Below are 25,194 nucleotides of genomic sequence, written 5' to 3'. Positions count from 1 at the left end.
TGAATTGCTTTTTATGGTTATTTTTTTTAATAACAAAAAACAGTTAAGTCTTGCAGCAAATTATTATTTTAATACATGTTAAAAATAAAAAAAAGCCTTATCATTTTAGATAAGACTTTTTCCTATATTTTAATTTTTTTTAGTAATTGTTACAAGTTAAAAGCTTCTTTGACTTGGGTAACATAATCTAATTTTTCCCAAGTAAATGTTTCAACTTCTTCAGAAACTGTTTCTCCCATCGGATTTGTAAACGAAACCGTTTTTATTTCTGGAGTTCTACCCATGTGACCATAGGCAGCAGTATCAGAATAAATAGGAGTTCTTAATTTTAAACGTTGTTCAATAAAATAAGGACGCATATCAAAAATTTTCGCTACTCTTTTACTGATTTCCCCATCTGTTAAATCAACTTTTGCAGTCCCAAAAGTTTCAACATTAATGCTTGTAGGTTCAGCAACACCAATAGCATAAGAAACTTGAACTAAAACCTCTTTACACAAACCAGCAGCAACTAGATTTTTTGCAATATGTCTTGTGGCATATGCTCCAGATCTATCTACCTTAGAAGGGTCTTTTCCAGAAAAAGCGCCTCCACCATGTGCACCTTTTCCTCCATATGTATCTACAATTATTTTACGTCCTGTTAAGCCAGTATCTCCATGAGGACCACCAATTACAAAAACACCAGTTGGGTTTATGTGATAGGTAATATTATCTGTAAACAATTTCTGAATTTCAGCAGGTAGTTTTGCAACCACTCTAGGAATTAAAATTTCTACGATATCTTTTTTAATTTTAGCTAACATTACATCATCAGAATCATTAAAATCATCATGTTGTGTAGAAATAACAATAGCGTCTATTCTTTGAGGTATATTGTCATCAGAATACTCAATAGTTACTTGGCTTTTTGCGTCTGGTCTTAAATAAGTAATATCTTTATTTTCTCTTCGTAATTCAGCCAATTCTTTAAGTAGTCTGTGAGATAATTCTAGTGCCAAAGGCATGTAGTTTTCTGTCTCATCAGTTGCATAACCAAACATCATTCCTTGGTCTCCTGCACCTTGTTCTTCAGGGCTAGATCTATCTACTCCTTGGTTAATATCTGGAGATTGTTCGTGTATTGCAGATAAAACTCCACAAGAATTTCCATCAAACATATATTCTCCTTTGGTATAACCAATTTTATTAATTACGTCTCTAGCAATTTTTTGAACGTCTAAATAGGTTTTAGATTTTACCTCTCCAGCTAAAACAACTTGACCGGTAGTAACTAAGGTTTCACAAGCAACTTTACTAGATTTGTCGAAAGCTAAAAAATTATCGATTAAAGCATCAGAAATTTGATCTGCTACTTTATCTGGATGGCCTTCTGAAACACTTTCTGATGTAAATAAATACGACATAATTCAATTTATCTTTTTTGTTTTTATTAAAATTGATTGCATTGTCGCTAAAAGAAGTAGAAAATTACTGCTTTAGCATTTTGTTTCTTCCGAATATTTCAGAAAAAGAGGTTGCAATCAGTTCAAATTTTTCCTCTTATTAAAATGCAAATTTACATCATTATTATAAATTAGATGAAATTTCTTTGAAAATTATTTAAAATGCAATCGATCTTTTAAAATTCTATGAAAATCTAAAGAGAAATAAAATAATTCGAATTTTATTTGGTTTTTAAATATTTCTGTTGCAATATTTGTACTCACAAAGTTCAATAACTTATTGAAATGTTATCAAGAAAGGTGTAGGGATTAGACCCGTTGAAGCCTTAGCAACCCTTTAGCTTTTTAAAGAAGGTGCTAAATTCTACCTAAGTTTATAACTTGGATAGATAACAAAAAAGATTTTTCTAAATCAAGAAAATTCTAATTCTTAATAACATTTTTCTAGTAAGTACATCAATATTTTGATGCATTTGACTTTTGTTTTAATTATTTATTAACTCAAAAAATAGAAAAATGAGTACACACAAATTAGCAACAAATGCGTTGCACGCAGGTCATGATGTAACACAAACTTCAGGTACAAGAGCTGTACCAATTTATCAAACTACATCTTACGTTTTTAATGATTCAGACCATGCCGCAAATTTATTTTCGTTAGCTGAATTAGGTTTTATTTATACACGTTTAAATAACCCTACAAATCAAATTCTACAAGAAAGATTGGCAGCTGTAGAAGGCGGAATTGGAGCGGTAGTTTTTGCATCTGGTACAGCAGCAATTTCTACAGGTTTGTTAACGCTTTTAAAAGCAGGAGACCATATTGTGGCTTCAAGTAGTTTATATGGAGGAACATATAATTTGTTAAATGTTACCCTACCTAGACTAGGAATTACAACTACATTTGTAGATGCTTCAAATCCTGATAATTTTGGAGCTGCTGTGCAAGAGAATACAAGGGCGTTTTTTGTAGAATCTTTAGGAAACCCAAAATTAGATGTATTAGATTTAGAGGCTATTTCTGTACATTCTAAAGCAGCAGGAGTTCCTTTTATTGTGGATAATACAGTGGCAACTCCAGCCTTGTTAAATCCATTAAAACACGGTGCTAATATTGTAATTCATTCCTTAACAAAATATATTGGAGGTCAAGGAAATTCCTTGGGAGGAGCAATTATTGATGGTGGAACTTTTGATTGGGCTAATGGTAAATTCCCGGAATTTACAGAGCCGTCTGCAGGTTACCATGGATTAAAATATCATGAAACTTTGGGTGCAGCATCGTACACTTTTAAACTAATTTTAGAAGGGTTACGTGATTTTGGAGGAGCAATTAGTCCAACAAATGCATTTAATATTATTCAAGGTTTAGAGACGTTGCCAATTCGTATCAAACAACATTCTACAAATGCTTTAGAATTAGCAAAATGGTTAGAAGCGCAAGATGAAGTTGCTTGGGTAAATTACCCTGGATTAGAAAGTAGTAAATACAATGAATTAGCTAAAAAATACCTGCCAAATGGACAAAGCGGAATTGTTACTTTTGGTCCAAAAGGTGGTTTTGAAGCAGCAAAAACAGTTGCAAACGAAACAAAAGTGTTTTCTTTGTTGGCTAATATTGGTGATACAAAATCTTTAATTATTCACCCATCAAGTACCACTCACCAACAATTGGATGAAGCAGCACAAGAAAGCGCAGGAGTAACTTCCGATTTAATTAGATTATCTGTTGGTATTGAAGATATAGAAGATTTAAAAGCTGATTTAAAAGCGGCTTTCGCAAAAATATAATTAAATTTTAACCTGCAAGGTTTCAAAGACTTTGTAGGTTAAAATAATAATAAGAATCTAAAGTTCTTTAGTATGTCATTTTGAGCGAAATAAAATGAAGTAGAAAAATCTAATTTTAGATTTCTCCACAAGGTCGAAATGACATACTAATTGATTTTTTATTAAAAAAAGATTTGAAACATCCATTGCAACATATCAAAATTAAAAATTTCAGCACAGAATTGGGAGCTAAAATTCCTGAGTTAAATTTAAGTTACCAGGTTTTTGGTCAAGAATTAGGTACAGCTCCTGTTATCTTAATCAATCATGCTTTAACTGGTAATAGTGACGTTGGAGGTGAAAATGGTTGGTGGCAAGATATTGTAGGTAAAGAAAAAGCTATAAATACAGATGTGTATACAGTACTATCTTTTAATATTCCAGGTAATGGTTTTGATGGTTTTTTAATTGATAATTACAAGGATTTTATTGCTAGAGATGTTGCACAAATTTTCTTAGAAGGATTAGGTACTTTAAAAATTAAGCAATTATTTGCATTGATTGGTGGTTCTTTAGGAGGTGGAATTGCTTGGGAGATGATGGTGTTAAAAAGCGATTTAACCAAACATTTTATACCAATTGCAACCGATTGGAAATCTACAGATTGGTTGATTGCCAATTGCCAAATTCAAGAACAATTTTTAATCAATTCTAAAAATCCTGTGCATGATGCTCGTATGCACGCAATGTTGTGTTATAGAACTCCAGAATCTTTTAAAGAGCGTTTTCATCGTTCTAAAAACGAAAACTCAAACTTTTTTAATGTAGAAAGTTGGTTGTTGCATCATGGTAAAAAATTACAAGAGCGATATCAATTATCATCTTATAAATTGATGAATCAGTTGTTAAAAACAATTGATGTAACTGTTGGTGGAGAAAAAGCACTCGATATTTTAGATAAAATTGATGCGAATATTCATATTATTGGTGTGGATTCTGATTTGTTTTTTACAGCTGAAGAAAACAGAGAAACTCACAAACAAATTGCACTTACTAAAGAAAACGTGACCTATAACGAAATAAATTCTGTGCATGGTCATGATGCTTTTTTAATAGAATATGATCAATTAGAAAAAATTATTGAACCTATTTTCAATAAAAACTATAGAGAGAAAAAAATGAAGATCATTAAATTCGGTGGCAAGTCTTTGGCGAATGGTAAAGGCTTACAAAATGCTATCGAGATTATTTCGAATAAATATAAAAACGGAGATAAAATTACTGTTGTAGCTTCTGCAAGAGGCAATACTACAAACGATTTGGAAGTTATTTTAGAAAAAGCAGCTTCTAAAAAAGACTATAAAAATAAGTTTCAAAAGTTTAAAGATTATCAACAAGAACCTAATGGGAGAGTAGATTTATCAAAAGAATTTTCAACTTTAGAAACCATTTTTGAGGGTGTTTCTTTGTTAGGTGATTACAGCCAGAAAATAAAAGATGAGGTTTTGGCTCAAGGAGAATTATTGTCAGTAAAACTAATTACAAGTTTGTTAGATGCTCAAGAAATTTCAGCAGAATCTGTGGATGCAAGAACATTAATTGTTACTGATGAAAACTTTGGAAATGCACAACCTCTAAATGCTGCTTCAAAAGAAAAAGTAGCTGAGTACTTTAAAAAGAACAACAATAAAATTAATATAGTTACAGGGTTTATTGCATCAAATAAAAAAGGAGAAACCACAACATTAGGTAGAAATGGGAGCAATTATTCAGCAGCTTTATTAGCCAATTATTTAGATGCGGATGAACTGCAAAATTACACACATGTAAGCGGAATTTACACTGCAAATCCAGATTTGGTAGCTGATGCAAAAAAGATTGAACAACTTTCATTTTCCGAAGCTAATGAATTGGCAAACTTTGGAGCCTCAATTTTACATGCAAAAACAATTATTCCGTTATTAGAAAAAAACATCAATCTTAGAATTTTAAATACGTTTAATAACACAGATAAAGGAACTTTAATCACATCAGAATCATCAACAAAAGGTATCAAATCTATTTCTACAATTGATGATGTTGCTTTAATTAATTTTGAAGGTAGAGGTTTGTTAGGAAAAGTGGGCGTAGATGCACGTATCTTTAGAACATTAAGTGATAAAAATATTAGTGTAAGCATTGTTTCTCAAGGATCATCAGAAAGAGGAATAGGTTTAATTATTGATGCTCATAATTCTGATGAAGCTGTTGCTGCTTTACAAAAAGAGTTCGAAAATGATTTTTATGCTCAGGATGTAAATCAGATTTCAATTGTTAAAAATGTATCAGTAATTTCGATTATTGGTCAAGATTTAAGTGAGTTTCATCACCCTTATAATGCCTTAATCAAAAACCAAATTGTACCTGTTTTATTCAATAATACAGTGACAGGTAAAAATGTGAGTTTGGTGGTGAAGAAAGAGCAATTACACAAAGCAGTAAATGTAATTCACGGACAAGTTTTTGGAGTTACCAAGAAAATAAATATTGCCATTTTTGGAAAAGGTTTGGTTGGTGGTACATTAATCAATCAAATTATAGAAAATACACAATCTGTTTTAGAACGACGAAAAATTCAGTTGAATGTTTTTGCAGTTGCAAACTCTAAAAAAGTATTGCTAAATAAAAATGGAGTTTCTAAAAACTGGAAAGAAGATTTATATAATACAGGTGATGAAAATACTACTGTAAATGACATCATAGCATTTGCAAAAACACATCATTTTGAAAATTTAATTGCAGTTGATAATACTGCAAGTGTTAATTTTGTAGATAATTATATTCCGTTAATTGAAGCTGGTTTTGATTTGGTTTCTTGTAATAAAATTGCCAATACCTTATCATTTGAATTTTATCAAGAAGTAAGAGCTAAGTTAAAAGAATATAAAAAGCAGTATTTATACGAAACCAATGTAGGAGCAGGCTTACCATTGATAGATACAATTCGATTATTACATGAGTCAGGTGAGAATATCACTAAAATTAGAGGGGTTTTTTCGGGTTCATTAAGTTATTTATTTAATAATTTTTCAGTAAAAGATGTTCCTTTTTCAGAGGTTTTGCAAGAGGCCATTGATAAAGGATTTACAGAACCAGACCCAAGAGAAGATTTAGGTGGTAATGATGTGGGTAGAAAATTGTTAATTTTAGCTAGAGAACTAGAATTAGAAAACGAATTGAACGAAGTTGAAATCAAAAATCTAATTCCAGAACAATTAAGAGAGGGTTCAGTTGATCGTTTTTTAAGTAATTTAGAATTATTAAATGAAGAATATCAAAATCTAAAAGAGAATCAAAAGCCAAATCATGTGTTGCGTTATATTGGTGAATTAAGCGGAGATTTATCTAAAGAAAAAGGTAATTTAGCTGTAAAATTAGTTTCAACCCCATCAAATACACCTTTAGGATCTTTACAAGGTTCTGATGCCATTTTTGAGATTTACACAGAATCTTATGGAGAACAACCTATTGTAATTCAAGGAGCAGGAGCAGGTGCAAGTGTTACTGCAAGAGGAGTTTTTGGAGATATATTACGATTAGCAAAGCATAATAATTAGTTTTTGGTTGATGGTTTTTGGTTGTTAGTTAGCACCAAAATCCAACAACTAATAACCAACAACTATCAACCAACATGAAAAAAAATTTCGAAACAGAAGCCATAAGAAATCAAACAGAAAGAACTCAGTTTTCTGAACATTCTACACCTCTATATGTAACCTCAAGTTTTGTTTTTGAAGATGCAGAAGAAATGAGAGCTTCTTTTGCAGAAGAAAAACAACGTAATTTATACAGTAGATTCACAAACCCTAATACTACTGAGTTTGTAGATAAAATTGTACAAATGGAAGGTGCAGAAGCAGGTTATGCTTTTGCAACAGGTATGTCAGCAATTTTTTCATCATTTGCAGCTTTGTTAAATGCTGGTGATCATATTGTTTCTTGTCGTTCAGTTTTTGGTTCAACACATAGTATGTTTACCAAATATTTGCCAAAATGGAATATCGAAACCTCTTATTTTAAGGTAGATGAAGTTGATATCGTTGAGAGCTTAATCAAAGAAAATACAAAGATTTTATATATAGAAACTCCAACAAATCCTGCTGTAGATATTTTAGATTTAGAAATGATTGGTAATATTGCTAAAAAGCACAACCTTATTTTTATTGTTGATAATTGCTTTGCTACACCATACATTCAACAACCTATAAAATTTAGAGCAGATTTAGTAATTCATTCAGCTACAAAATTAATGGATGGACAAGGAAGAGTTTTAGGAGGTGTAACTGTTGGTTCATCAGATTTAATAAGAGAAATCTATTTGTTTGCAAGAAATACTGGGCCAGCGATGTCTCCTTTTAATGCTTGGGTTTTATCTAAAAGTTTAGAAACTTTATCTTTAAGAGTAGAAAAACACTCAGAAAACGCATTAAAAGTAGCCCGATTTTTAGAAGAAAATGGGCATGTAGAGTTGGTGAAATATCCTTTTTTAAAATCTCATCCACAGTATGAAGTTGCAAAAAAACAAATGAAATTAGGAGGTAATATAGTAGCTTTTGAAATTAAAGGAGGAATTGACGCTGGTAGAAAGTTTTTAGATCATATACAAATGTGTTCTTTATCTGCAAATTTAGGAGATACACGTACAATTGTAACCCATCCTTCATCAACCACTCATGGGAGGTTGTCAGAAGAAGATCGTTTAGAAGTTGGTATTACAAACGGTTTGGTAAGAGTTTCTGTAGGCTTAGAGAATGTAGAGGATATTATTGAAGATTTAAAGCAAGCATTAGAAGCGAATTAATTAGATTTATTTTGCTTAGTTTTGTTTTATGCTTTCTAAGAAAACAAAATACGGAATTAAAGCACTTACATATTTAGCAAGACAGGAAAATAAAACTCCTGTTCAAATAGCAACAATATCTAAAAATGAAAATATTTCATTAAAGTTTTTAGAAAGTATTTTGTTAACGCTTCGTAAAAACGGATTGTTAGGTTCTAAAAAAGGAAAAGGTGGTGGTTACTATCTTTTAAAAGAACCTAAAGAAATTCAAATGACTACTATAATGAGAATTTTAGAAGGACCTATTGCAATGGTGCCTTGTGTAAGTCTCAATTTCTATGAAAAATGCGAAGATTGTCCAGACGAAGAAACTTGTGCTGTAAATAAGCTAATGGTTCAAGTTAGAGACAGTTCTTTACAAATCTTTAGAAATACCACTTTGGCAGATTTATGTAATTGCTAAAATGAGAATTTTTATCACACTTTATATTTAGAAAATTATTTTTTAACTACATCCTTGTAGTAATTTCATATTATCAATGATTTACATCTTTTTTTATTAATCTACTAAATCTATAGGGTTTAAGTAATTTTTAAGTTTTTTATTCGACTTGTATGTCATAAATACTGTATGTTTGCATACCCTATTAAATAAGTAGGGTAATTATTTGAATTGATTTTTTATGATTTTAAACCAAATCATTTTTAGCAAAAAAGCACACAGTAAAGGTTTTGAAGAGGATAAGAATTCTGAAAAACCTTTACGAAGTGTACTAAAGGCATTAAGTTGGAGGGTAGTAGGAACGCTAGATACCTTAGTTGTTTCGTATATTTTAACAGGAGAAATTGCTTTAGCAACATCAATTGCATCAGTAGATTTTATAACAAAACTAATTTTATACTTTTTTCACGAAAGAATCTGGAATAAAATAAAATGGGGAAAATAATGAGTTTAAATTTAGATCAAATAAACAAAGAGTTAGAAGCTAAAAGTCCTAAAGAAATTATCGCTTGGGCCGTTTCTTTTGCACAGAATCCGGTAATTACAACAAATTTTAGACCTTATGAAGTGGCTATTTTAAAAGCAGTTACGGATGTAAAAAAAGACATAAAAGTTATTTGGTGTGATACAGGATATAATACTGTGCAAACCTACAAGCATGCCGAAGAAATTACAAAAAAACTAAATTTAAACATCCATTTATATACACCAAAACAAACTGCCGCTCATAGAAATGTAGTTTTAGGAGTGCCATCTATAGAAGATCCTAAACATGCTGTTTTTACTGAGCAAGTAAAGTTAGAACCATTTTCTAGGGCGATGCAAGAACATCAACCAGATGTTTGGTTCACAAATTTAAGAAAAGGACAAACTGCTTTTAGAAATAGTATTGATGTAGTTTCTCAGAGTAAAGATGGAGTTATAAAAGTAAGTCCTTTTTACAATTGGTCTGATGAAGAATTGGATGCCTATTTAAAAGAAAAAGAATTACCAAATGAGTTTACCTATTTTGATCCAACAAAAGTAGAAAGTAACCGCGAATGTGGTTTACATATCTAAAACAAAATATATGAGTCAAGAAACAATACAAGTAGCAGCTTTAGAAAGTGAAGCAATTTTTATTTTTAGAGAAGTAGTAGCTCAGTTTGAAAAACCAGTGTTATTATTTTCTGGAGGAAAAGATAGTATAACCCTAGTAAGATTAGCGCAAAAAGCATTTTATCCTGCAAAAATCCCTTTTCCTTTAATGCATATAGATACAGGGCATAATTTCCCAGAAACTATCGAATTTAGAGATCGATTAGTTAAAGAATTAGGTGTTGAATTGATTGTGAGAAATGTACAAGACAATATCGATTCAGGAAGAGTTAAAGAAGAAACAGGGAGATATGCAAGTAGAAATATGTTGCAAACTGAAACCTTACTTGATGCTATAGAAGAATTTGGTTTTGATGCGTGTATTGGTGGAGCAAGAAGAGATGAAGAAAAAGCAAGAGCAAAAGAAAGAATCTTTTCTGTAAGAGATGATTTTGGGCAATGGGATGAAAAAAACCAACGTCCAGAAGTGTTTGATATGCTAAATGGACGAATTGATTTAGGGCAGAATGTGCGTGTATTTCCAATTTCGAATTGGACAGAATTAGATGTTTGGTCTTACATAGAACAAGAAGAAATCGAAATTCCTTCTATTTATTTCGCACACAAAAGAAAAACTTTTGTTCGTGATGGAATGATTTGGTCTGCAGACGATGAAGTAGTATATAGAGATAAAGAAGAAGAAGTTGTAGAAAGAATGGTGCGTTTTAGAACTGTTGGAGATATGAGCTGTACAGCTGCTGTATTGTCTGATGCAGTAGATATTGTTAAAGTGGTAGAAGAAATCAGAGATTCTTCCATTTCAGAAAGAGGTGCAAGAATTGACGATAAGCGCTCTGAAGCAGCAATGGAAAAAAGAAAACAACAAGGGTATTTTTAACATTTAGTTGATAGTAATTAGTTTTTAGTTGATGGTTTCAGTGAGAACTAAAAACCAAAAACTATCAACCAAAAACCAAGAAAAAAATGAAAGTATTAAAAATAGCAACAGCAGGAAGTGTAGATGATGGTAAGAGTACCTTAATTGGTCGTATTTTATACGATACAAAATCATTGACTGATGACAAGTTAGAAGCAATTGAAGAAAAAAGTCGTCAAAGAGGATTTGACTATTTAGATTTTTCTTTAGCAACAGATGGTTTAGTTGCAGAACGCGAACAGGGAATTACCATTGATGTAGCCCATATTTATTTTTCAACCAGAAAAAAGAGCTTCATCATTGCTGATACACCTGGCCATATAGAATATACCAGAAATATGGTTACAGGAGCTTCAACTGCTCAAGCTTCTATTGTTTTAATTGATGCAAGAAATGGAGTTGTAGAACAAACTTATAGACACTTTTTTATCAATAATTTATTGAGAATAAAAGATGTTGTAATCGCTGTTAATAAAATGGATTTGGTTGATTTTTCAGAGGAGAAATTCAATGTAATCAAAGGAGAAATCGAATATTTAGCAAGTAAAAGTGAGTATAAAAATCAGAATTTGACATTCATTCCATTATCAGCTTTAAAAGGAGATAATGTAGTTGATAAGTCTGAAAATATGGATTGGTATCAAGGTGAAACCTTAATGCATCATTTAGAAAGATTAGACTCTGATGATATCAATGATGATTCTCAAACACGCTTTCCTGTGCAAACGGTTATCAGACCAAAAACTGAGGAATACCACGATTACAGAGGTTATGCAGGTAAAATTTACGGTGGAGATTTTGAAGTAGGTGATGAAGTTGCGGTATTGCCGTCGTTAACCAAATCAAAAATCAAGAGCATTAATTTCTTTGATAAAGAATTTCAAAAAGCAAAAAGAGGAAGTTCAGTAACTATCACTTTAGAAGATAATGTAAACGTTAGTAGAGGTGATATGTTAGTAAAAGTTGATGAGCAACCAACTATTGCAAAACAATTAGAGGCTACCATTTGCTGGATGGATAAGGAGCCATTACAAGCATTGCAAAAATATTACATCAAACACGGTGTAAATGATGCTCAAGCAAAAATTACTCAATTAAATAGTATCATCAAAACCGATTTCTCTGGAATTGAAGAAAATCCATCAGAATTAGAGTTGAATCAAATTGGCGATATACAATTAAAGCTAAGTAAACCATTAGCTTTTGATGCTTATAAAGATAATAAATCAAATGGATCATTCATTTTAGTGAATCCAAAAACAAACAACACAGTTGGTGTAGGGTTTATTAAGTAAAAGTTTACCAAAAATTAGGGTTATTATGGTAAAGTTTATAAAGATTATTTTGATTAAATCTATTAACCCTATAGGATATAAAGAAAATAAATAACAGTATTCTTACACCCAAGTAAGAATCCCTTCCTCTTAGGAAGGTTAGGATGGGGTATAAAATGCAAAGTTTTAGAACAGAAATAGAAAATCCAGTTGTAGAAAAAGATATTATTGAGTTGGCTGATAAAATTGCTGCATTCAATAACCTACAAATTGACGAAGAAAAATTTAGAAGTTTACGTTTAGCAAGAGGTGTTTACGGTCAGCGTCAAGAAGGCGTTCAAATGATTCGTATTAAAGTACCTTATGGAAAACTAAAAACAAATCAGTTAAATAGAATTGCTGCTGTTTCAGATGAATATTCAAGAGGAAGATTGCACATTACAACACGTCAAGATATTCAAATTCACTATGTAGACTTAAACAGAACTCCAGAGTTGTGGGCAGAATTAGAAAAAGATGATGTTACCTTAAGAGAAGCTTGTGGTAATGTGGTTAGAAATGTAACTGCGTCAGAAACTGCAGGGATTGATGTAAACGAGCCTTTTGATGTTTCTCCTTATGCAGATGCATTGTATAAATTCTTTTTACGTAATCCAATTTGTCAAGAAATGGGGCGTAAATTCAAAGTTTCTTTTTCTTCTTCAGATGAAGATACTGGCTTGTCTTATATGCACGATTTAGGCTACATTGCTAAAATTCAAGATGGTGTAAGAGGTTTTAAAGTAATGGTTGGTGGTGGTTTAGGTTCTCAACCTAGACACGCAGATGTTTTGTATGATTTTTTACCATCAGATAAAATCATTCCAGTTATGGAAGGTGTTTTAAGAATTTTTGATAGATATGGTGAACGTAAAAGTAGAGCCAAAGCTAGAATGAAATTCTTATTAAAAGATATTGGTTTAGATGCTTTTAGAGAATTGATTGCACAAGAACAGAAAGCAATAGAATTCAAAAGTGTAGCAATTGATGCAGATAGTTACGTTCCATCAGAACCAGTTTCTGTTGAAATTCCTGAAGTTTCAATCAAAGATCAAAAAGCATTTGAATTATGGAAATCAACAAACTTAATTCCGCAAAAGCAAGAAGGTTATGTTGCCATCGGAATTAAAGTTTTATTGGGTGATTTTTACACAGACAAAGCAAGATTATTAGCTAATTTAGTAGATGAATACGCAGCTGGAGAAGTAAGATTAACATTACGTCAGAATATTGTAATTCCTTTTGTTAAGGAAGATTTAGTGCCTTATTTCTATCAAGAGTTAGAAAAATTAGGATTTGTAGAAGCAGGTTATAACAAAGCAGTAGATATTACAGCTTGTCCAGGTACAGATACGTGTAATTTAGGTATTGCAAGTAGTACAGGAATTGCAGAGGAGTTAGAAAGAGTGATTGCTGCAGAATATCCTCAGTATTTAGAAAACCAAGATTTGGTGATAAAAATAAGTGGATGTATGAATGCTTGTGGGCAGCACAATATGGCTAATATTGGTTTTCAAGGAATGACTGTAAGAACTAAGGATAAACTAGTTGCACCAGCTTTACAAGTTTTACTTGGCGGAGGAAATTTAGGTGATGGAAATGCGGTTTTTGCAGATAAAGTTGTAAAAGTGCCAAGTAGAAGAGGACCAGAGGCATTGCGAAGAATCTTTAATGATTTTGAAGCCAATGCAAACGGAAAACAGTTTGTTGAATACTATAAAGAAAAAGGAGAAAAATATTTTTATAATTTCTTACAAGATTTACAGGATGTAACCAACTTAACTCAAGAAGATTTTATTGATTGGGGTGAAGAAGAAAAGTATGTAAAAGCAATTGGAGTTGGTGAATGTGCAGGTGTTGTTATCGATTTAATTGCAACCTTATTTTTAGAGAGCGAAGAGAAAATTGATAACGCAAGAAAGGCTTATGAAAATAAAGTGTATTCAGGAGCCATTTATTATGCATACCAATCTTTGGTAAATACAGCAAAAGCGATGTTACTGGCTGAAAATAAAAAGACAAATACACACGCAGGAATTATAAAGCAGTTTGATGAGTTATTTATCGCTTCAGGTAAGATTGAGTTAAATACATCTTTTAGTGAGTTAATTTATCAAATTAATAAAAACGCACCAACAAAAGAATTTTGTTCACAATATATCAATGATTCTGCAAAATTGTTAGAAAAAGTGAAAAGATTTAGAGAGCTATCTAATACTTTTGTTGAAAGCGTAATCTAAAAATGATGAATTTTAAAATCCCAAAATTAACAGTTGTAGGTGCAGGACCTGGAGATGTAGATTTAATCACAGTAAAAGCAATTAAAGTATTAAAATCTGCTGATGTGGTATTATATGATGCTTTGGTAAACGAAGAATTGTTAAATTATATCAACCCAGAAGCAGAACAAATTTTTGTTGGAAAACGAAGAGGTTGTTATAAATATCAACAAGAACAAATCAACGAATTGATTGTTGCTCGAGCAAATTCAAATGGACACGTGGTTCGCTTAAAAGGAGGAGATCCTTTTATTTTTGGTAGAGGTGCAGAAGAAATGGAATACGCTGCAAATTTTGGAGTAGAAGTTGCTATGGTTCCTGGTATTTCATCATCAATGGCAGTAGCTGCCAATCAAAATATACCAGTTACCAAAAGAGGAAGTTCAGAAAGTTTTTGGGTAATTACAGGCACAACCAAAGAACATAAAATATCAGAAGATATCAAGCTAGCAGCAAAATCTAATGCAACAGTAGTTGTGTTGATGGGAATGAGCAAATTGCCACAAATTGTAAAATTGTTTCAGGCAGAGGGTAAAAATGATTTACCTGTTGCTATTATTCAAAACGGAACAAGAACAGATGAAAAAATCGGAATTGGAACTGTTGATACTATAGAACATATTGTTGCAGAAAATGAGTTGAGAAATCCTGCGATTATTTTGTTAGGTGAAGTTGTAAATCATCGTCAAAGTATTTTAGAATTACACGAGTTTTATGAGAATGATTTAAGAGGTTTGGTGTAATGGAAAGAAATAATTTATATCCAATTTTCTTAAAAGCAAAAAACTTAAACTTTCTAATTATAGGTGGAGGATTTGTTGCAGAAGAAAAACTAACGTTCTTATTAAAATCGAGTCCAGATGCAAAAGTAACCATGGTTTCACCAATGTTTAGAGAAGGAACAATTGCTTTAGCAAAAAAAGGCTGTGTTACATTGATTAAAGACGTATATCATAAAAAATACTTAGACGGAAGACACATTGTGGTGGCAACTACAGATATCCCTGAAGTAAATGTACAAGTTTGGAAAGATTGTAGAGCAGAAGCTAAATTGGTAAATGTTGCTGATAATCCACCGTATTGCGATTTTTATATGGGCGGAATTGTAACGAAAGGAAACGTAAAGGTGGCAATTTCTACCAACGGAAAATCGCCAACAACAGCCAAAAGATTACGTCAATTTTTCGAGGAAGTAATTCCAGAAAATATCGACGATTTAGTACAGAATTTAAATGAATATAGAAAAACCATCAAAGGAAACTTTGAGGAGAAAGTGGAACAATTAAATGAGTTCACAAAAAGTTTAGTAGAAAAAAAGTAGAAGAATAACTGTCATTTCGAGTGTTTTTTGAAGAATGAAAAAAATATATCGAGAAATCTCAAAATGACAAATTTTAAATAGAAATGATACAAACAGATATTCTAATTATCGGAGCAGGACCAACAGGATTATTTACAGTTTTTGAAGCGGGTTTATTAAAGTTAAAGTGCCATTTAATTGATGCGTTACCACAACCAGGTGGTCAGTGTTCAGAGATATATCCAAAGAAACCAATTTATGATATACCAGCGTATCCAGAGATTTTAGCAGGAGATTTAACACATAAATTAATGGAGCAAATCAAACAATTTGAACCTGGTTTTACTTTAGGAGAACGTGCTGATACAATAGACAAACAAGATGATGGTACTTTTATTGTTACCACAAATAAAGGAACAAAACATCACGCAAAAGTAGTTGCAATTGCAGGTGGTTTAGGTTCTTTTGAACCAAGAAAACCATTGATTTCTAATATTGCAGATTTTGAAGATAAAGGGGTTGAGTATATCATTAAAGAACCAGAATTGTATAGAGATAAAAAAGTAGTAATTTCTGGTGGTGGAGATTCAGCTTTAGACTGGGCAATTTTCTTGTCAGATGTAGCATCAGAAGTAACCTTAATTCATAGAAGAAATGAGTTTAGAGGTGCTTTAGACTCTGTAGAAAAGGCACAAGAATTAAAAAATCTAGGAAAGATTAATATCATTACTCCAGCAGAAGTAAAAGGAATTATTGGTACAGATAAAGTTACAGGTGTTGCAGTTGAGAAAAAAGGTGAAGATGCTTTTATTATTGATACAGATCACTTTATTCCATTATTCGGATTGTCTCCAAAATTAGGGCCAATTGGTAACTGGGGATTAGAAATTGAGAAGAACGCCATTAAAGTAAATAATGCGTTAGATTATCAAACCAATATTCCAGGAATTTATGCAATTGGTGACGTAAATACATATCCAGGGAAATTAAAACTGATTCTTTGTGGTTTCCACGAGGCTACATTAATGTGCCAAAGTGCATACAAGAGAATATTTCCAGATAAAAAATATGTAATGAAATATACCACAGTTGGTGGCGTTCAGGGTTTTGATGGAACAAAAAAAGAAGCACCAAAAGCAGTTGTAAAAGCAATTCAGTAATTTTTTTAGAAGCTATTTCCAGCTTTCAGTACTCGCTTTTTTGCTCCAAAAAGCAAAAAGAGCTCAAACAAATACTTCAATCTGGGCTAGACTTGTCTAAAGCCTATAGATTTATTGCAATTAATTGCGAATTTAAACCTTAAAGGCTTTCTTGTTTATTTAGGAACAATCTAAGTGTAAATTTGTTAGGTTTGTATAAATTTGCAGACAACATAAATAATGAAAATAGATAGATGCAAGACATCAATATAAAAATAACAGACAGAAATGGTGAGACGCACGAAGTTGTAGCACCTACAGATATGGCAATGAACCTCATGGAAGTGGTACGTTCTTACGAATTAGCAGAAGAAGGAACTATCGGTATTTGTGGAGGTATGGCTATGTGTGCATCATGTCAATGTTATGTAAAATCTAATCACGAATTACCAGAAATGACAGATGATGAAGATGCGATGTTAGCAGAAGCATTTAATGTAGAAGACAATAGTAGGTTAGGTTGTCAAATACAAATGACTCCAGAAATGGATGGTTTAGAAGTAGAATTAGCACCAGAAAGTTAAGGTGATATCATGGAACAAACAGAACAAATAAAAACAAAACAATTGGTTAGTTTTAAAAACTACAGCATGTGTTTGCGAGATGCAGTTGCATCTTTTACAAAACAATTAATCAATAATTTGTTCGATGTAAATCATTTGTCAGAAAGTGGGGCAAAAACTAAAGCACAGTTCCTAAAGATTTTAGAAAGACTGTCAATTGAGAACGGTGAAGAAATTTGGTGTTCTTATGAAAGTCATTTTACAGAAATAAGAAAAAAATTGGATTTAGATGCACAAGCTGCTCATAAAAATGATCCAGCTTCTAAAAGTTTAGAAGAAGTGTATTTAGCATATCCCGGTTTTTACGCTATTGCTGTTCATCGTTTAAGTCATCAATTGTTGCAATTAGAAGTGCCTATTTTACCAAGAATGATGAGCGAGTTTGCACACAGTACAACAGGTACAGATATTCATCCAGGAGCAGAAATAGGGGATTCTTTTTTTATAGATCATGCAACAGGAATTGTAATTGGAGAAACTACCATCATAAAGAATGATGTACAAATTTTTCAGGGTGTTACCTTAGGTGGAATTCAAGTAAAGAAAAGTTTAGCATCAACCAAAAGACATCCAACCATAGAAAACGGAGTGGTTATTTATGCAAATGCCACTATTTTAGGAGGTGATGTTGTTATAGGTGCAAATTCTGTAATCGGTGCAAATGTATGCATTACAGAATCAGTATCAGAAAATTCTGTGGTTACAGTACAATCAGAAAATAAAATATTTCAAAAGAGAAAATAGAAAGATGAAAACTAAAAGTATTATAGATTTTGTTGGAAATACTCCTTTAGTGGAAGCTCAAAATATATTTCAAAAAGACGGAGTAACATTATTGTTAAAGTTAGAAGGAAATAATCCAGGAGGAAGTGTTAAAGATAGAGCTGCTTATTATATGATTTCTGAGGCAATCAAAAGAAAAAACATAAAAAAAGGTGATACTTTAGTTGAGGCAACTAGTGGAAATACAGGAATTGCTTTAGCGTTAATGGCTAAAGTATTAGGAGTAAATATGGTGATTACTATGCCAGAAAATTCAACCATTGAACGTGTAAAAACAATGCGTGCTTATGGTGCAAAAGTAATTTTAACACCTGCTGATAAAGGAATGGAAGGTGCAATTGATCACGCTTTAAAGTTAAAATATAAAAAAGGATATTTTAGATTAAATCAGTTTGATAATTTCGATAATCCAAAAGCACATTACAACACTACAGGTCCAGAAATTTGGAGAGATACAGAAGGTCAAGTAACCCATTTTGTCTCAGCAATGGGTACTACAGGAACTATTACAGGTGTTTCAGACTTTTTAAAAGGAAAGAATGAAAATATTCAAATTATTGGAGCACAACCAAAAGATGGTGCTAAAATCCCAGGAATCAGAAAATGGCCAGAAGAATATTTACCTGCAATTTTTAAGGCAAACAAAATAGATCAAGTTTTAGAAGTTAGTGAAGAAGAAGCTAAAGCAATGACCATTCGTTTGGCACAAGAAGAAGGAATTTTTTCAGGAATGAGTAGTGGAGGTTCAGTAGCTACAGCTATAAAAATTGCCAATTCAATAGATAAAGGTGTTGTTGTGGCTATAATATGTGATAGAGGAGACAGATACTTATCATCAGATATCTTTGAATAAATTATAAAATAAAAAAAAAAGTTCGTTACTTTGTCTCGAATTTGGTTCATAAACTTATTAATATGTTATCACGAAAGGTTGAGGGAATAGACCCTGTGAAACCTTGGCAACCTCTCGTTTTTGAGAAAGGTGCTACTTTCTACAAGATTTACTTGAAAGATAACAGCGAAAAATTTCACTTTTCCTGATGACATATTAAAGAAAAATAAAATATGTCAAACATACATAAAGCTTTACAAGAAAGAATTTTAGTCTTAGATGGTGCAATGGGTACCATGCTACAAGCTTACAAATTCACTGAAGAAGATTTTAGAGGAGAGCGCTTTAAAGATTATACAACACCTCTGCAAGGTAATAATGATTTATTGTCAATAACACAACCAGAAGCTATCAAAACCATACACGGTAAATATTTTGAAGCAGGTGCAGATATTGTAGAAACTAACACCTTTTCAGGAACTACAATAGCAATGGCAGATTATCAAATGGAAGATTTGGTATATGAACTCAACTATCAGTCTGCAAAAATAGCCAAAGAGGTTGCTGATGAATTCACTGCAAAAGAACCACACAAACCTCGTTTTGTAGCGGGTTCTATGGGACCAACCAACAGAACTGCAAGCATGTCTCCAGATGTAAATGATCCTGGGTATAGAGCAGTTACTTTTGATGAATTAAGAATTGCTTATAAACAACAAGCTGAAGCCTTATTAGATGGTGGTGCAGATTTATTGTTGGTAGAAACTGTATTTGATACTTTAAATGCTAAAGCAGCTTTATTTGCTATAGAAGAAGTAAAAGATGAAAGAAATATAGAGGTTCCAACCATGTTAAGTGGTACCATTACAGATGCTTCTGGTAGAACATTGTCAGGGCAAACAGCAGAAGCTTTTTTAATTTCTGTTTCTCATATTCCTTTATTATCTGTTGGATTTAACTGTGCTTTAGGAGCAAATTTATTACAACCTCATTTAGAAGCAATTGCTAATAAAACAAACTTTGCAATTTCTGCTCATCCCAATGCAGGTTTGCCAAATGCTTTTGGCGAGTATGATGAAACTCCAGAAGAAATGGGCGAGCAAATAGAAGAATATTTAAAGAAAAATTTAATTAATATTATTGGTGGTTGTTGTGGTACAAGTCCAGAACACATTAGAGTTATCGCAAGTATTGCAGCAAAATATAAACCTAGGTTGGTTGGTGGTTTTTAGTTTTTGGTTGTTTGTCAAATATAAACTAATTAAAGAGTAAGTCTAATAACCATAAACTATTAACTAAAAACCAAAAGATGAATTATACAGATTTAGATGTTTGGAAATATTCAAGAGGACTTGTAAAAGAAGTATATCTCTTAACAAAGAAATACCCAAAAGAAGAAATGTATGGATTAACAAATAAAGTAAGAAGATGTGCTGTTTCTGTTCCTTCAAATATAGCAGAAGGAATTGGGAGACAGTCAAATAAGGAAACTATTCATTTTTTATTTATAGCTAAAGGTTCTTTACAAGAAGTAGAAACACAATTGTATTTATCCTTTGATTTAGGTTATATGTCAAAGGAAGATTTAAAAAATATTTTAGAAAAAGTGATTTCATGCAAGAAATTATTAAATGGTTTTATCAATTATTATAAAAAATTATAAGTATGAGTGAGACCAAGAACCAACAACCAATAACTATCAACCAAAAACGTTACATGAAATTGTCTGGATTAGAACCCCTAGTTCTAAACAAAAACAGCAATTTTATAAACGTTGGAGAACGAACAAATGTTGCAGGTTCTCGTAAGTTTTTACGTTTAATTAAAGAAGAAAAATTTGACGAGGCTTTAGATATTGCAAGACATCAAGTAGATGGTGGTGCACAAATTATCGATATTAATTTTGATGATGGCTTAATAGATGGAAAAGAAGCCATGGTTCGTTTTTTAAATTTAATTGCTGCAGAACCAGATATTTGTAGAGTTCCAATTATGATTGACAGTTCTAAGTGGGAAATCATAGAAGCTGGACTGCAAGTTGTACAAGGAAAATGTGTGGTAAACTCCATTTCTTTAAAAGAAGGAGAAGAAAAATTTATTTGGGAAGCCAAACAAATAAAACGTTATGGTGCAGCAGTAATTGTAATGGCTTTTGACGAAGTTGGTCAAGCAGATAATTATGAAAGACGTATAGAAATTTCACAAAGATCTTATGATGTTTTAGTGAACAAAGTCGGCTTTCCTAGTGAGGATATTATTTTCGATTTAAACATTTTTCCTGTAGCAACAGGAATGGATGAACACAAAAGAAACGCTATCGATTTTATAGAAGCTACAAAATGGGTAAGAGAAAATTTACCTAATGTTTCTGTAAGTGGTGGTGTAAGTAACGTGTCATTTTCGTTTAGAGGAAACAATGGTGTTCGAGAAGCAATGCACTCTGTGTTTTTATATCATGCCATAAAAAACGGAATGAATATGGGAATTGTTAATCCCGCTTTGTTAGAGGTTTATGATGATATTCCAAAAGATTTATTAGAGCACGTAGAAGACGTGATTTTAGATAGAAGAGAAGATGCCACTGAACGTTTATTAGATTTTGCAGAAACTGTAAAAGGTTCTAAAAAAGAAGCTGGTGCAGATTTATCTTGGAGAGAAAATTCATTGCAAGAAAAAATTACACATGCCTTAGTAAAAGGTATTGATGCTTTTATTATAGAAGATGTAGAGCAAGCAAGACAAGAAGCTGATGCACCTATAGAAGTCATAGAAGGTCATTTAATGATTGGTATGAATGTGGTAGGCGATTTATTTGGAGCAGGAAAAATGTTTTTACCTCAAGTGGTAAAATCCGCAAGGGTGATGAAAAAAGCTGTTGCATATCTAAACCCATTTATTGAGGCTGAAAAATCTGACAAATCAGAACCCGTTGGTAAAATTTTAATGGCAACTGTTAAAGGGGATGTGCATGATATTGGTAAAAATATTGTGAGTGTTGTTTTGGCATGTAATAACTACGAAATTGTAGATTTAGGTGTGATGGTTCCTCCAGAAAAAATTATACAAACTGCTATAGATGAAAGAGTAGATGCTATTGGTTTAAGTGGTTTGATAACACCATCCTTAGATGAAATGGTGTATTTAGCCAAAGAAATGCAACGTCAAAATTTTGAAGTACCTTTATTAATTGGTGGGGCAACAACTTCTAAAGCACATACAGCAGTAAAAATAGATACACAATACAATAATGCTGTGGTGCATGTTAATGATGCCTCAAGAGCTGTAACTGTGGTTGGAGATTTGTTAAATAAGAAAACCAATAATGATTACGTTGCAAAACTGAAAAAAGATTATGACGAATTTAGAACCAAGTTTTTAAAACGAGGGAAAGAAAAATCATATATCTCCATAGATGAAGCTCGCAAACGTAAATACAAAATCGACTGGGAAACTTCAGAAATTATAAAACCTAGAGAATTAGGGATTCAAACATTAGAACAACTAAGTTTAAAAGAATTGGTTCCGTTTATTGATTGGAGTCCATTTTTTAGAAGTTGGGATTTACACGGTAAATTTCCAGCTATTCTAACTGATAAAGTAGTTGGAGAACAAGCTTCAATAATGTATAAAGAAGCACAAGTAATGATTGATGAAATCATTGCAAAGCAACTTTTAAAACCAAAAGCAATATTTGGTTTATTTGAAGCAAATTCAATTCATAACGATGATATTTCTGTTCAGAAAAAAGGAAAAGAAGTAGCAGTTTTTAGAACTTTACGTCAGCAATTAAAGAAAAGAGAAGGAATCCCCAATTTAGCATTAGCAGATTTTATTGCACCAAAAGAAACAGAAAAAACAGATTATGTAGGTGCATTTTGTGTAGCTATTTTTGGCGCACAAGAATTAGCAGACAGTTACAAAGCAAAAGAAGATGATTATAATGCAATTATGGCGCAAGCTATAGCTGATAGGTTTGCAGAAGCATTTGCAGAATATTTACACAAACAAATAAGAATAAAACATTGGGGTTATGCTGAAGATGAATTTTTAACCAATGAAGATTTAATAAAAGAAACTTACAAAGGTATTCGTCCTGCTCCAGGTTATCCTGCATGTCCAGATCATTTAGAAAAAGAAACCATTTGGAGTTTGTTAGATGTCGAAAATCAAATAGGAGTTAGCTTAACAGAAAGTTTAGCCATGTGGCCAGCAGCTGCAGTTTCTGGATATTATTTTGCCAATAAAGAAGCTAAATATTTTGGTTTGGGTAAAATTACTGATGATCAAATAACAGATTATTCTGAACGTAAAGGAATTACAAAAGAGAAAGCAAGAAAATGGTTGCACCCAAATATTGCAGATCAATAAAATATGGAGTTTTTAGAATTAACATTAGGAAGTTACATTATTTCTCATGGTTATGATAAAAATAATAAAGAGATTATTGTACATGTTCCTGCAGAGAATTTTGGAAAGAAATTAATTGCAGTTTCTAGAATTAAATCTTTGAGCGAAAAATATATTTTGACAGATTATGTAGATGGAAGATGGATTTATTGGGAATATAAAGAAGACTTTGAAGATGTAAAAAAGCTGCTAAGTAAGTAGCGTTAGCGATTGCAGTGACATCCTTTTTTTGAGGAACGATAAAAAAGATAAAACGAAAAGCGCGACCCTTGTGGTAACGCCCAAATAAATATGTTTAAAGTTGCAATGTTGAGGTTTATTTTTACCAAAAACGAACAACCAAAAACGAACAACTAAATTAAATGAAAGTAACAGATCATATTAAAAATGCAAACGGAAAAACTTTATTTTCTTTTGAAGTAATTCCGCCAAAAAAAGGAAAAAATATTCAAGATTTATATAATAATATAGATCCTTTAATGGAGTTTAATCCGCCTTTTATAGACGTTACAACTTCTAGAGAAGAGTATGTTTATTTAGATAAAGGAAATGGGCTTTTAGATAAGAGAATTACCAGAATGCGTCCAGGAACTGTTGGTATTTGTGCGTCTATTATGCATAAATATAAAGTAGATGCAATTCCGCATTTACTATGTGGAGGTTTTACCAAAGAAGAAACAGAATACGTTTTGGTAGATTGCCATTATTTAGGATTAGATAATGTCATGGCGTTACGTGGAGATGCTATGAAAGATGAGCCTTATTTTACACCTGTAAAAGGAGGAAATGCTTTTGCAAGTGATTTGGTTACACAAGTTGCTAACTTAAATAAAGGCCAATATTTACATGATGATGTTCAAGTAGAACATCATTCAGATTTTTGTATTGGTGTTGCTGGTTATCCAGAAAAACATATGGAAGCTCCTTCTTTAGTATCAGATTTAAGAAGATTAAAAGAAAAAGTAGATGCAGGAGCAGATTATGTAGTAACACAAATGTTTTTTGACAATATTAAATATTTTGAATTTGTAAAAGCTGCAAAAGAAATTGGAATTAATGTTCCTATTATTCCAGGAATCAAGCCATTAGCAGTAAAAAGACATTTACATATTTTACCTCAAGTTTTTAAAATAGATTTACCTCAAGATTTAATTGATGCAGTAGATGGATGTAAAGATAATAAGGCTGTAAGACAAGTTGGTATAGAGTTTGCTATTCAACAATCAAGAGAATTATTAGCTGCAGGAGTACCTGTGTTACACTATTATTCTATGGGTAAAAGTGATAACATTCATGCCATTGCTTCTGAGTTATTTTAATACTAAGCATAAGAACAATTGATAGACAGATAGTAAAAAGTAATTTTTTAAAAATTTAATAAGTAAATAAAATGTTTACTTTTGTCTATCAGAATCATTAAAATAACATTAAATAATATATAAATGGCATTAGAAATAACAGATGCAACTTTCGAAGAAGTTGTATTAAAATCAGACAAACCAGTATTAGTAGATTTTTGGGCAGCTTGGTGTGGACCTTGTAGAATGGTTGGACCAATTGTTGACGAAATTCACACAGAATATGATGGTAAAGCAGTAGTAGGTAAGGTTGATGTTGATGCAAACCAAGAATTTGCTGCAAAATATGGTGTAAGAAATATACCAACAGTTTTAATCTTTAAAGGAGGAGAAGTAGTAGACAAGCAAGTAGGTGTTGCACCTAAAAATGTGTATACAGGTAAAATTGATGCTGCATTATAGTAGTTTAACAATTTATAAAGTAATTAAGGTTTGGCTAACGTCAAACCTTTTTTTATTTTAGGAGTTCAGTATTCTTGTAATTAGAATGTTTGTTACCCTCACAAATTTTACTCATTCTTTACAAAATTATTAGAGCTGATATAACATTTTGTTACATACAATAATTCCTTTTTATTCGAATTGTAAATAGTTGATATTTAATAATAAT

22 protein-coding genes and 2 riboswitches are annotated in these 25,194 nt (G+C 31.8%); of the genes, 21 read left to right on the top strand and 1 reads right to left on the bottom strand.

Features of this window, described 5'->3' with window-relative positions; translation table 11 throughout:
* Nucleotides 1–149: 149 nt before the first annotated feature.
* Nucleotides 150–1,406 carry a methionine adenosyltransferase gene (metK, locus tag FP421_RS06285; protein WP_159948716.1) on the bottom strand — a complete coding sequence of 419 codons (1,257 nt, stop codon included), beginning with the start codon at nucleotides 1,404–1,406 and terminating at the stop codon, nucleotides 150–152.
* Between the two features lie 324 nt (nucleotides 1,407–1,730).
* Nucleotides 1,731–1,841: riboswitch (SAM riboswitch) on the top strand.
* 120 nt (nucleotides 1,842–1,961) lie between these two features.
* Here metK and FP421_RS06280 point away from each other — a divergent pair.
* From FP421_RS06280 to trxA, 21 genes are all read left to right on the top strand, one after another.
* Nucleotides 1,962–3,236 carry an O-acetylhomoserine aminocarboxypropyltransferase/cysteine synthase family protein gene (locus tag FP421_RS06280; RefSeq protein ID WP_159948714.1) on the top strand — a complete coding sequence of 425 codons (1,275 nt, stop codon included), beginning with the start codon at nucleotides 1,962–1,964 and terminating at the stop codon, nucleotides 3,234–3,236.
* Nucleotides 3,237–3,409: 173 nt separating this feature from the next.
* The gene (gene thrA, locus FP421_RS06275) at nucleotides 3,410–6,811 is read left to right on the top strand and encodes a bifunctional aspartate kinase/homoserine dehydrogenase I (protein WP_159948712.1); all 3,402 of its coding nucleotides are present in this window, start codon (nucleotides 3,410–3,412) and stop codon (nucleotides 6,809–6,811) included.
* Nucleotides 6,812–6,885: 74 nt separating this feature from the next.
* On the top strand, nucleotides 6,886–8,055 hold the full coding sequence (locus tag FP421_RS06270) for a trans-sulfuration enzyme family protein (protein WP_159948710.1): 1,170 nt from the start codon (nucleotides 6,886–6,888) through the stop codon (nucleotides 8,053–8,055).
* Nucleotides 8,056–8,083: 28 nt separating this feature from the next.
* Nucleotides 8,084–8,497, top strand: coding sequence for an RrF2 family transcriptional regulator (locus FP421_RS06265; RefSeq protein ID WP_159948708.1), 414 nt, complete (start codon nucleotides 8,084–8,086; stop codon nucleotides 8,495–8,497).
* Nucleotides 8,498–8,717: 220 nt separating this feature from the next.
* Nucleotides 8,718–8,981 carry a DUF2061 domain-containing protein gene (locus FP421_RS06260; RefSeq protein WP_159948706.1) on the top strand — a complete coding sequence of 88 codons (264 nt, stop codon included), beginning with the start codon at nucleotides 8,718–8,720 and terminating at the stop codon, nucleotides 8,979–8,981.
* Nucleotides 8,981–9,595, top strand: a complete 615-nt coding sequence (locus tag FP421_RS06255) for a phosphoadenosine phosphosulfate reductase domain-containing protein (RefSeq protein WP_159948704.1) — start codon at nucleotides 8,981–8,983, stop codon at nucleotides 9,593–9,595. The genes FP421_RS06260 and FP421_RS06255 overlap by 1 nt, the downstream gene beginning before the upstream one ends.
* 10 nt (nucleotides 9,596–9,605) lie before the next feature.
* On the top strand, nucleotides 9,606–10,511 hold the full coding sequence (gene cysD, locus FP421_RS06250; RefSeq protein ID WP_159948702.1) for a sulfate adenylyltransferase subunit CysD: 906 nt from the start codon (nucleotides 9,606–9,608) through the stop codon (nucleotides 10,509–10,511).
* Between the two features lie 86 nt (nucleotides 10,512–10,597).
* A complete protein-coding gene (locus FP421_RS06245) occupies nucleotides 10,598–11,845 on the top strand; it encodes a sulfate adenylyltransferase subunit 1 (RefSeq protein WP_159948700.1) in 1,248 nt (415 codons plus the stop codon).
* A 155-nt stretch (nucleotides 11,846–12,000) separates the two neighbouring features.
* Entirely contained in the window at nucleotides 12,001–14,103 is a 2,103-nt protein-coding gene (locus FP421_RS06240; protein ID WP_159948698.1) for a HEPN domain-containing protein, read from the top strand.
* Between the two features lie 5 nt (nucleotides 14,104–14,108).
* On the top strand, nucleotides 14,109–14,885 hold the full coding sequence (gene cobA / locus FP421_RS06235) for a uroporphyrinogen-III C-methyltransferase (protein ID WP_159948910.1): 777 nt from the start codon (nucleotides 14,109–14,111) through the stop codon (nucleotides 14,883–14,885).
* Nucleotides 14,885–15,463 (top strand): precorrin-2 dehydrogenase/sirohydrochlorin ferrochelatase family protein, encoded by a 579-nt coding sequence (locus FP421_RS06230; RefSeq protein ID WP_159948696.1) that lies wholly within the window; start codon nucleotides 14,885–14,887, stop codon nucleotides 15,461–15,463. Before cobA ends, FP421_RS06230 begins: the two co-directional genes overlap by 1 nt.
* 83 nt (nucleotides 15,464–15,546) lie before the next feature.
* Complete coding sequence (locus tag FP421_RS06225; RefSeq protein ID WP_159948694.1) at nucleotides 15,547–16,602, top strand: NAD(P)/FAD-dependent oxidoreductase; 1,056 nt, start codon at nucleotides 15,547–15,549, stop codon at nucleotides 16,600–16,602.
* 233 nt (nucleotides 16,603–16,835) lie between these two features.
* Nucleotides 16,836–17,165, top strand: a complete 330-nt coding sequence (locus FP421_RS06220) for a 2Fe-2S iron-sulfur cluster-binding protein (RefSeq protein WP_159948692.1) — start codon at nucleotides 16,836–16,838, stop codon at nucleotides 17,163–17,165.
* Nucleotides 17,166–17,174: 9 nt separating this feature from the next.
* The gene (epsC, locus tag FP421_RS06215; protein ID WP_159948690.1) at nucleotides 17,175–17,948 is read left to right on the top strand and encodes a serine O-acetyltransferase EpsC; all 774 of its coding nucleotides are present in this window, start codon (nucleotides 17,175–17,177) and stop codon (nucleotides 17,946–17,948) included.
* A gap of 4 nt (nucleotides 17,949–17,952) precedes the next feature.
* The gene (cysM, locus tag FP421_RS06210; RefSeq protein ID WP_159948688.1) at nucleotides 17,953–18,840 is read left to right on the top strand and encodes a cysteine synthase CysM; all 888 of its coding nucleotides are present in this window, start codon (nucleotides 17,953–17,955) and stop codon (nucleotides 18,838–18,840) included.
* 62 nt (nucleotides 18,841–18,902) lie between these two features.
* Nucleotides 18,903–19,006, top strand: a riboswitch (SAM riboswitch).
* Between the two features lie 46 nt (nucleotides 19,007–19,052).
* A complete protein-coding gene (locus FP421_RS06205) occupies nucleotides 19,053–20,051 on the top strand; it encodes a homocysteine S-methyltransferase family protein (RefSeq protein ID WP_159948686.1) in 999 nt (332 codons plus the stop codon).
* Nucleotides 20,052–20,128: 77 nt separating this feature from the next.
* Nucleotides 20,129–20,482, top strand: coding sequence for a four helix bundle protein (locus tag FP421_RS06200; protein ID WP_159948684.1), 354 nt, complete (start codon nucleotides 20,129–20,131; stop codon nucleotides 20,480–20,482).
* Between the two features lie 2 nt (nucleotides 20,483–20,484).
* Nucleotides 20,485–23,187 (top strand): methionine synthase, encoded by a 2,703-nt coding sequence (gene metH / locus FP421_RS06195; protein WP_159948682.1) that lies wholly within the window; start codon nucleotides 20,485–20,487, stop codon nucleotides 23,185–23,187.
* Nucleotides 23,188–23,190: 3 nt separating this feature from the next.
* Nucleotides 23,191–23,427 (top strand): hypothetical protein, encoded by a 237-nt coding sequence (locus FP421_RS06190; protein ID WP_159948680.1) that lies wholly within the window; start codon nucleotides 23,191–23,193, stop codon nucleotides 23,425–23,427.
* A 161-nt stretch (nucleotides 23,428–23,588) separates the two neighbouring features.
* A complete protein-coding gene (gene metF, locus FP421_RS06185) occupies nucleotides 23,589–24,545 on the top strand; it encodes a methylenetetrahydrofolate reductase [NAD(P)H] (RefSeq protein WP_159948678.1) in 957 nt (318 codons plus the stop codon).
* 123 nt (nucleotides 24,546–24,668) lie between these two features.
* Nucleotides 24,669–24,986, top strand: coding sequence for a thioredoxin (gene trxA / locus FP421_RS06180; protein WP_159948676.1), 318 nt, complete (start codon nucleotides 24,669–24,671; stop codon nucleotides 24,984–24,986).
* Nucleotides 24,987–25,194: the final 208 nt, after the last annotated feature.

This window comes from Polaribacter septentrionalilitoris, assembly GCF_009832745.1.
Taxonomy (GTDB): Bacteria; Bacteroidota; Bacteroidia; order Flavobacteriales; family Flavobacteriaceae; genus Polaribacter; species Polaribacter septentrionalilitoris.
This window is presented reverse-complemented; position numbering and strand designations above follow the sequence as displayed.

Excerpts from the sequence above, each read along its gene's own strand:
- FP421_RS06200 (WP_159948684.1), top strand. The coding sequence starts at position 20,129 with ATGAATTATACAGATTTAGATGTTTGGAAATATTCAAGAGGACTTGTA.
- FP421_RS06190 (WP_159948680.1), top strand. The coding sequence starts at position 23,191 with ATGGAGTTTTTAGAATTAACATTAGGAAGTTACATTATTTCTCATGGT.
- metK (WP_159948716.1), bottom strand. The coding sequence starts at position 1,406 with ATGTCGTATTTATTTACATCAGAAAGTGTTTCAGAAGGCCATCCAGAT.
- FP421_RS06260 (WP_159948706.1), top strand. The coding sequence starts at position 8,718 with ATGATTTTAAACCAAATCATTTTTAGCAAAAAAGCACACAGTAAAGGT.
- metH (WP_159948682.1), top strand. The coding sequence starts at position 20,485 with ATGAGTGAGACCAAGAACCAACAACCAATAACTATCAACCAAAAACGT.
- FP421_RS06280 (WP_159948714.1), top strand. The coding sequence starts at position 1,962 with ATGAGTACACACAAATTAGCAACAAATGCGTTGCACGCAGGTCATGAT.
- epsC (WP_159948690.1), top strand. The coding sequence starts at position 17,175 with ATGGAACAAACAGAACAAATAAAAACAAAACAATTGGTTAGTTTTAAA.
- FP421_RS06245 (WP_159948700.1), top strand. The coding sequence starts at position 10,598 with ATGAAAGTATTAAAAATAGCAACAGCAGGAAGTGTAGATGATGGTAAG.
- cobA (WP_159948910.1), top strand. The coding sequence starts at position 14,109 with ATGAATTTTAAAATCCCAAAATTAACAGTTGTAGGTGCAGGACCTGGA.
- FP421_RS06205 (WP_159948686.1), top strand. The coding sequence starts at position 19,053 with ATGTCAAACATACATAAAGCTTTACAAGAAAGAATTTTAGTCTTAGAT.
- FP421_RS06225 (WP_159948694.1), top strand. The coding sequence starts at position 15,547 with ATGATACAAACAGATATTCTAATTATCGGAGCAGGACCAACAGGATTA.
- FP421_RS06255 (WP_159948704.1), top strand. The coding sequence starts at position 8,981 with ATGAGTTTAAATTTAGATCAAATAAACAAAGAGTTAGAAGCTAAAAGT.
- FP421_RS06265 (WP_159948708.1), top strand. The coding sequence starts at position 8,084 with ATGCTTTCTAAGAAAACAAAATACGGAATTAAAGCACTTACATATTTA.
- cysD (WP_159948702.1), top strand. The coding sequence starts at position 9,606 with ATGAGTCAAGAAACAATACAAGTAGCAGCTTTAGAAAGTGAAGCAATT.
- FP421_RS06230 (WP_159948696.1), top strand. The coding sequence starts at position 14,885 with ATGGAAAGAAATAATTTATATCCAATTTTCTTAAAAGCAAAAAACTTA.
- FP421_RS06270 (WP_159948710.1), top strand. The coding sequence starts at position 6,886 with ATGAAAAAAAATTTCGAAACAGAAGCCATAAGAAATCAAACAGAAAGA.
- metF (WP_159948678.1), top strand. The coding sequence starts at position 23,589 with ATGAAAGTAACAGATCATATTAAAAATGCAAACGGAAAAACTTTATTT.
- FP421_RS06240 (WP_159948698.1), top strand. The coding sequence starts at position 12,001 with ATGCAAAGTTTTAGAACAGAAATAGAAAATCCAGTTGTAGAAAAAGAT.
- cysM (WP_159948688.1), top strand. The coding sequence starts at position 17,953 with ATGAAAACTAAAAGTATTATAGATTTTGTTGGAAATACTCCTTTAGTG.
- FP421_RS06220 (WP_159948692.1), top strand. The coding sequence starts at position 16,836 with ATGCAAGACATCAATATAAAAATAACAGACAGAAATGGTGAGACGCAC.
- trxA (WP_159948676.1), top strand. The coding sequence starts at position 24,669 with ATGGCATTAGAAATAACAGATGCAACTTTCGAAGAAGTTGTATTAAAA.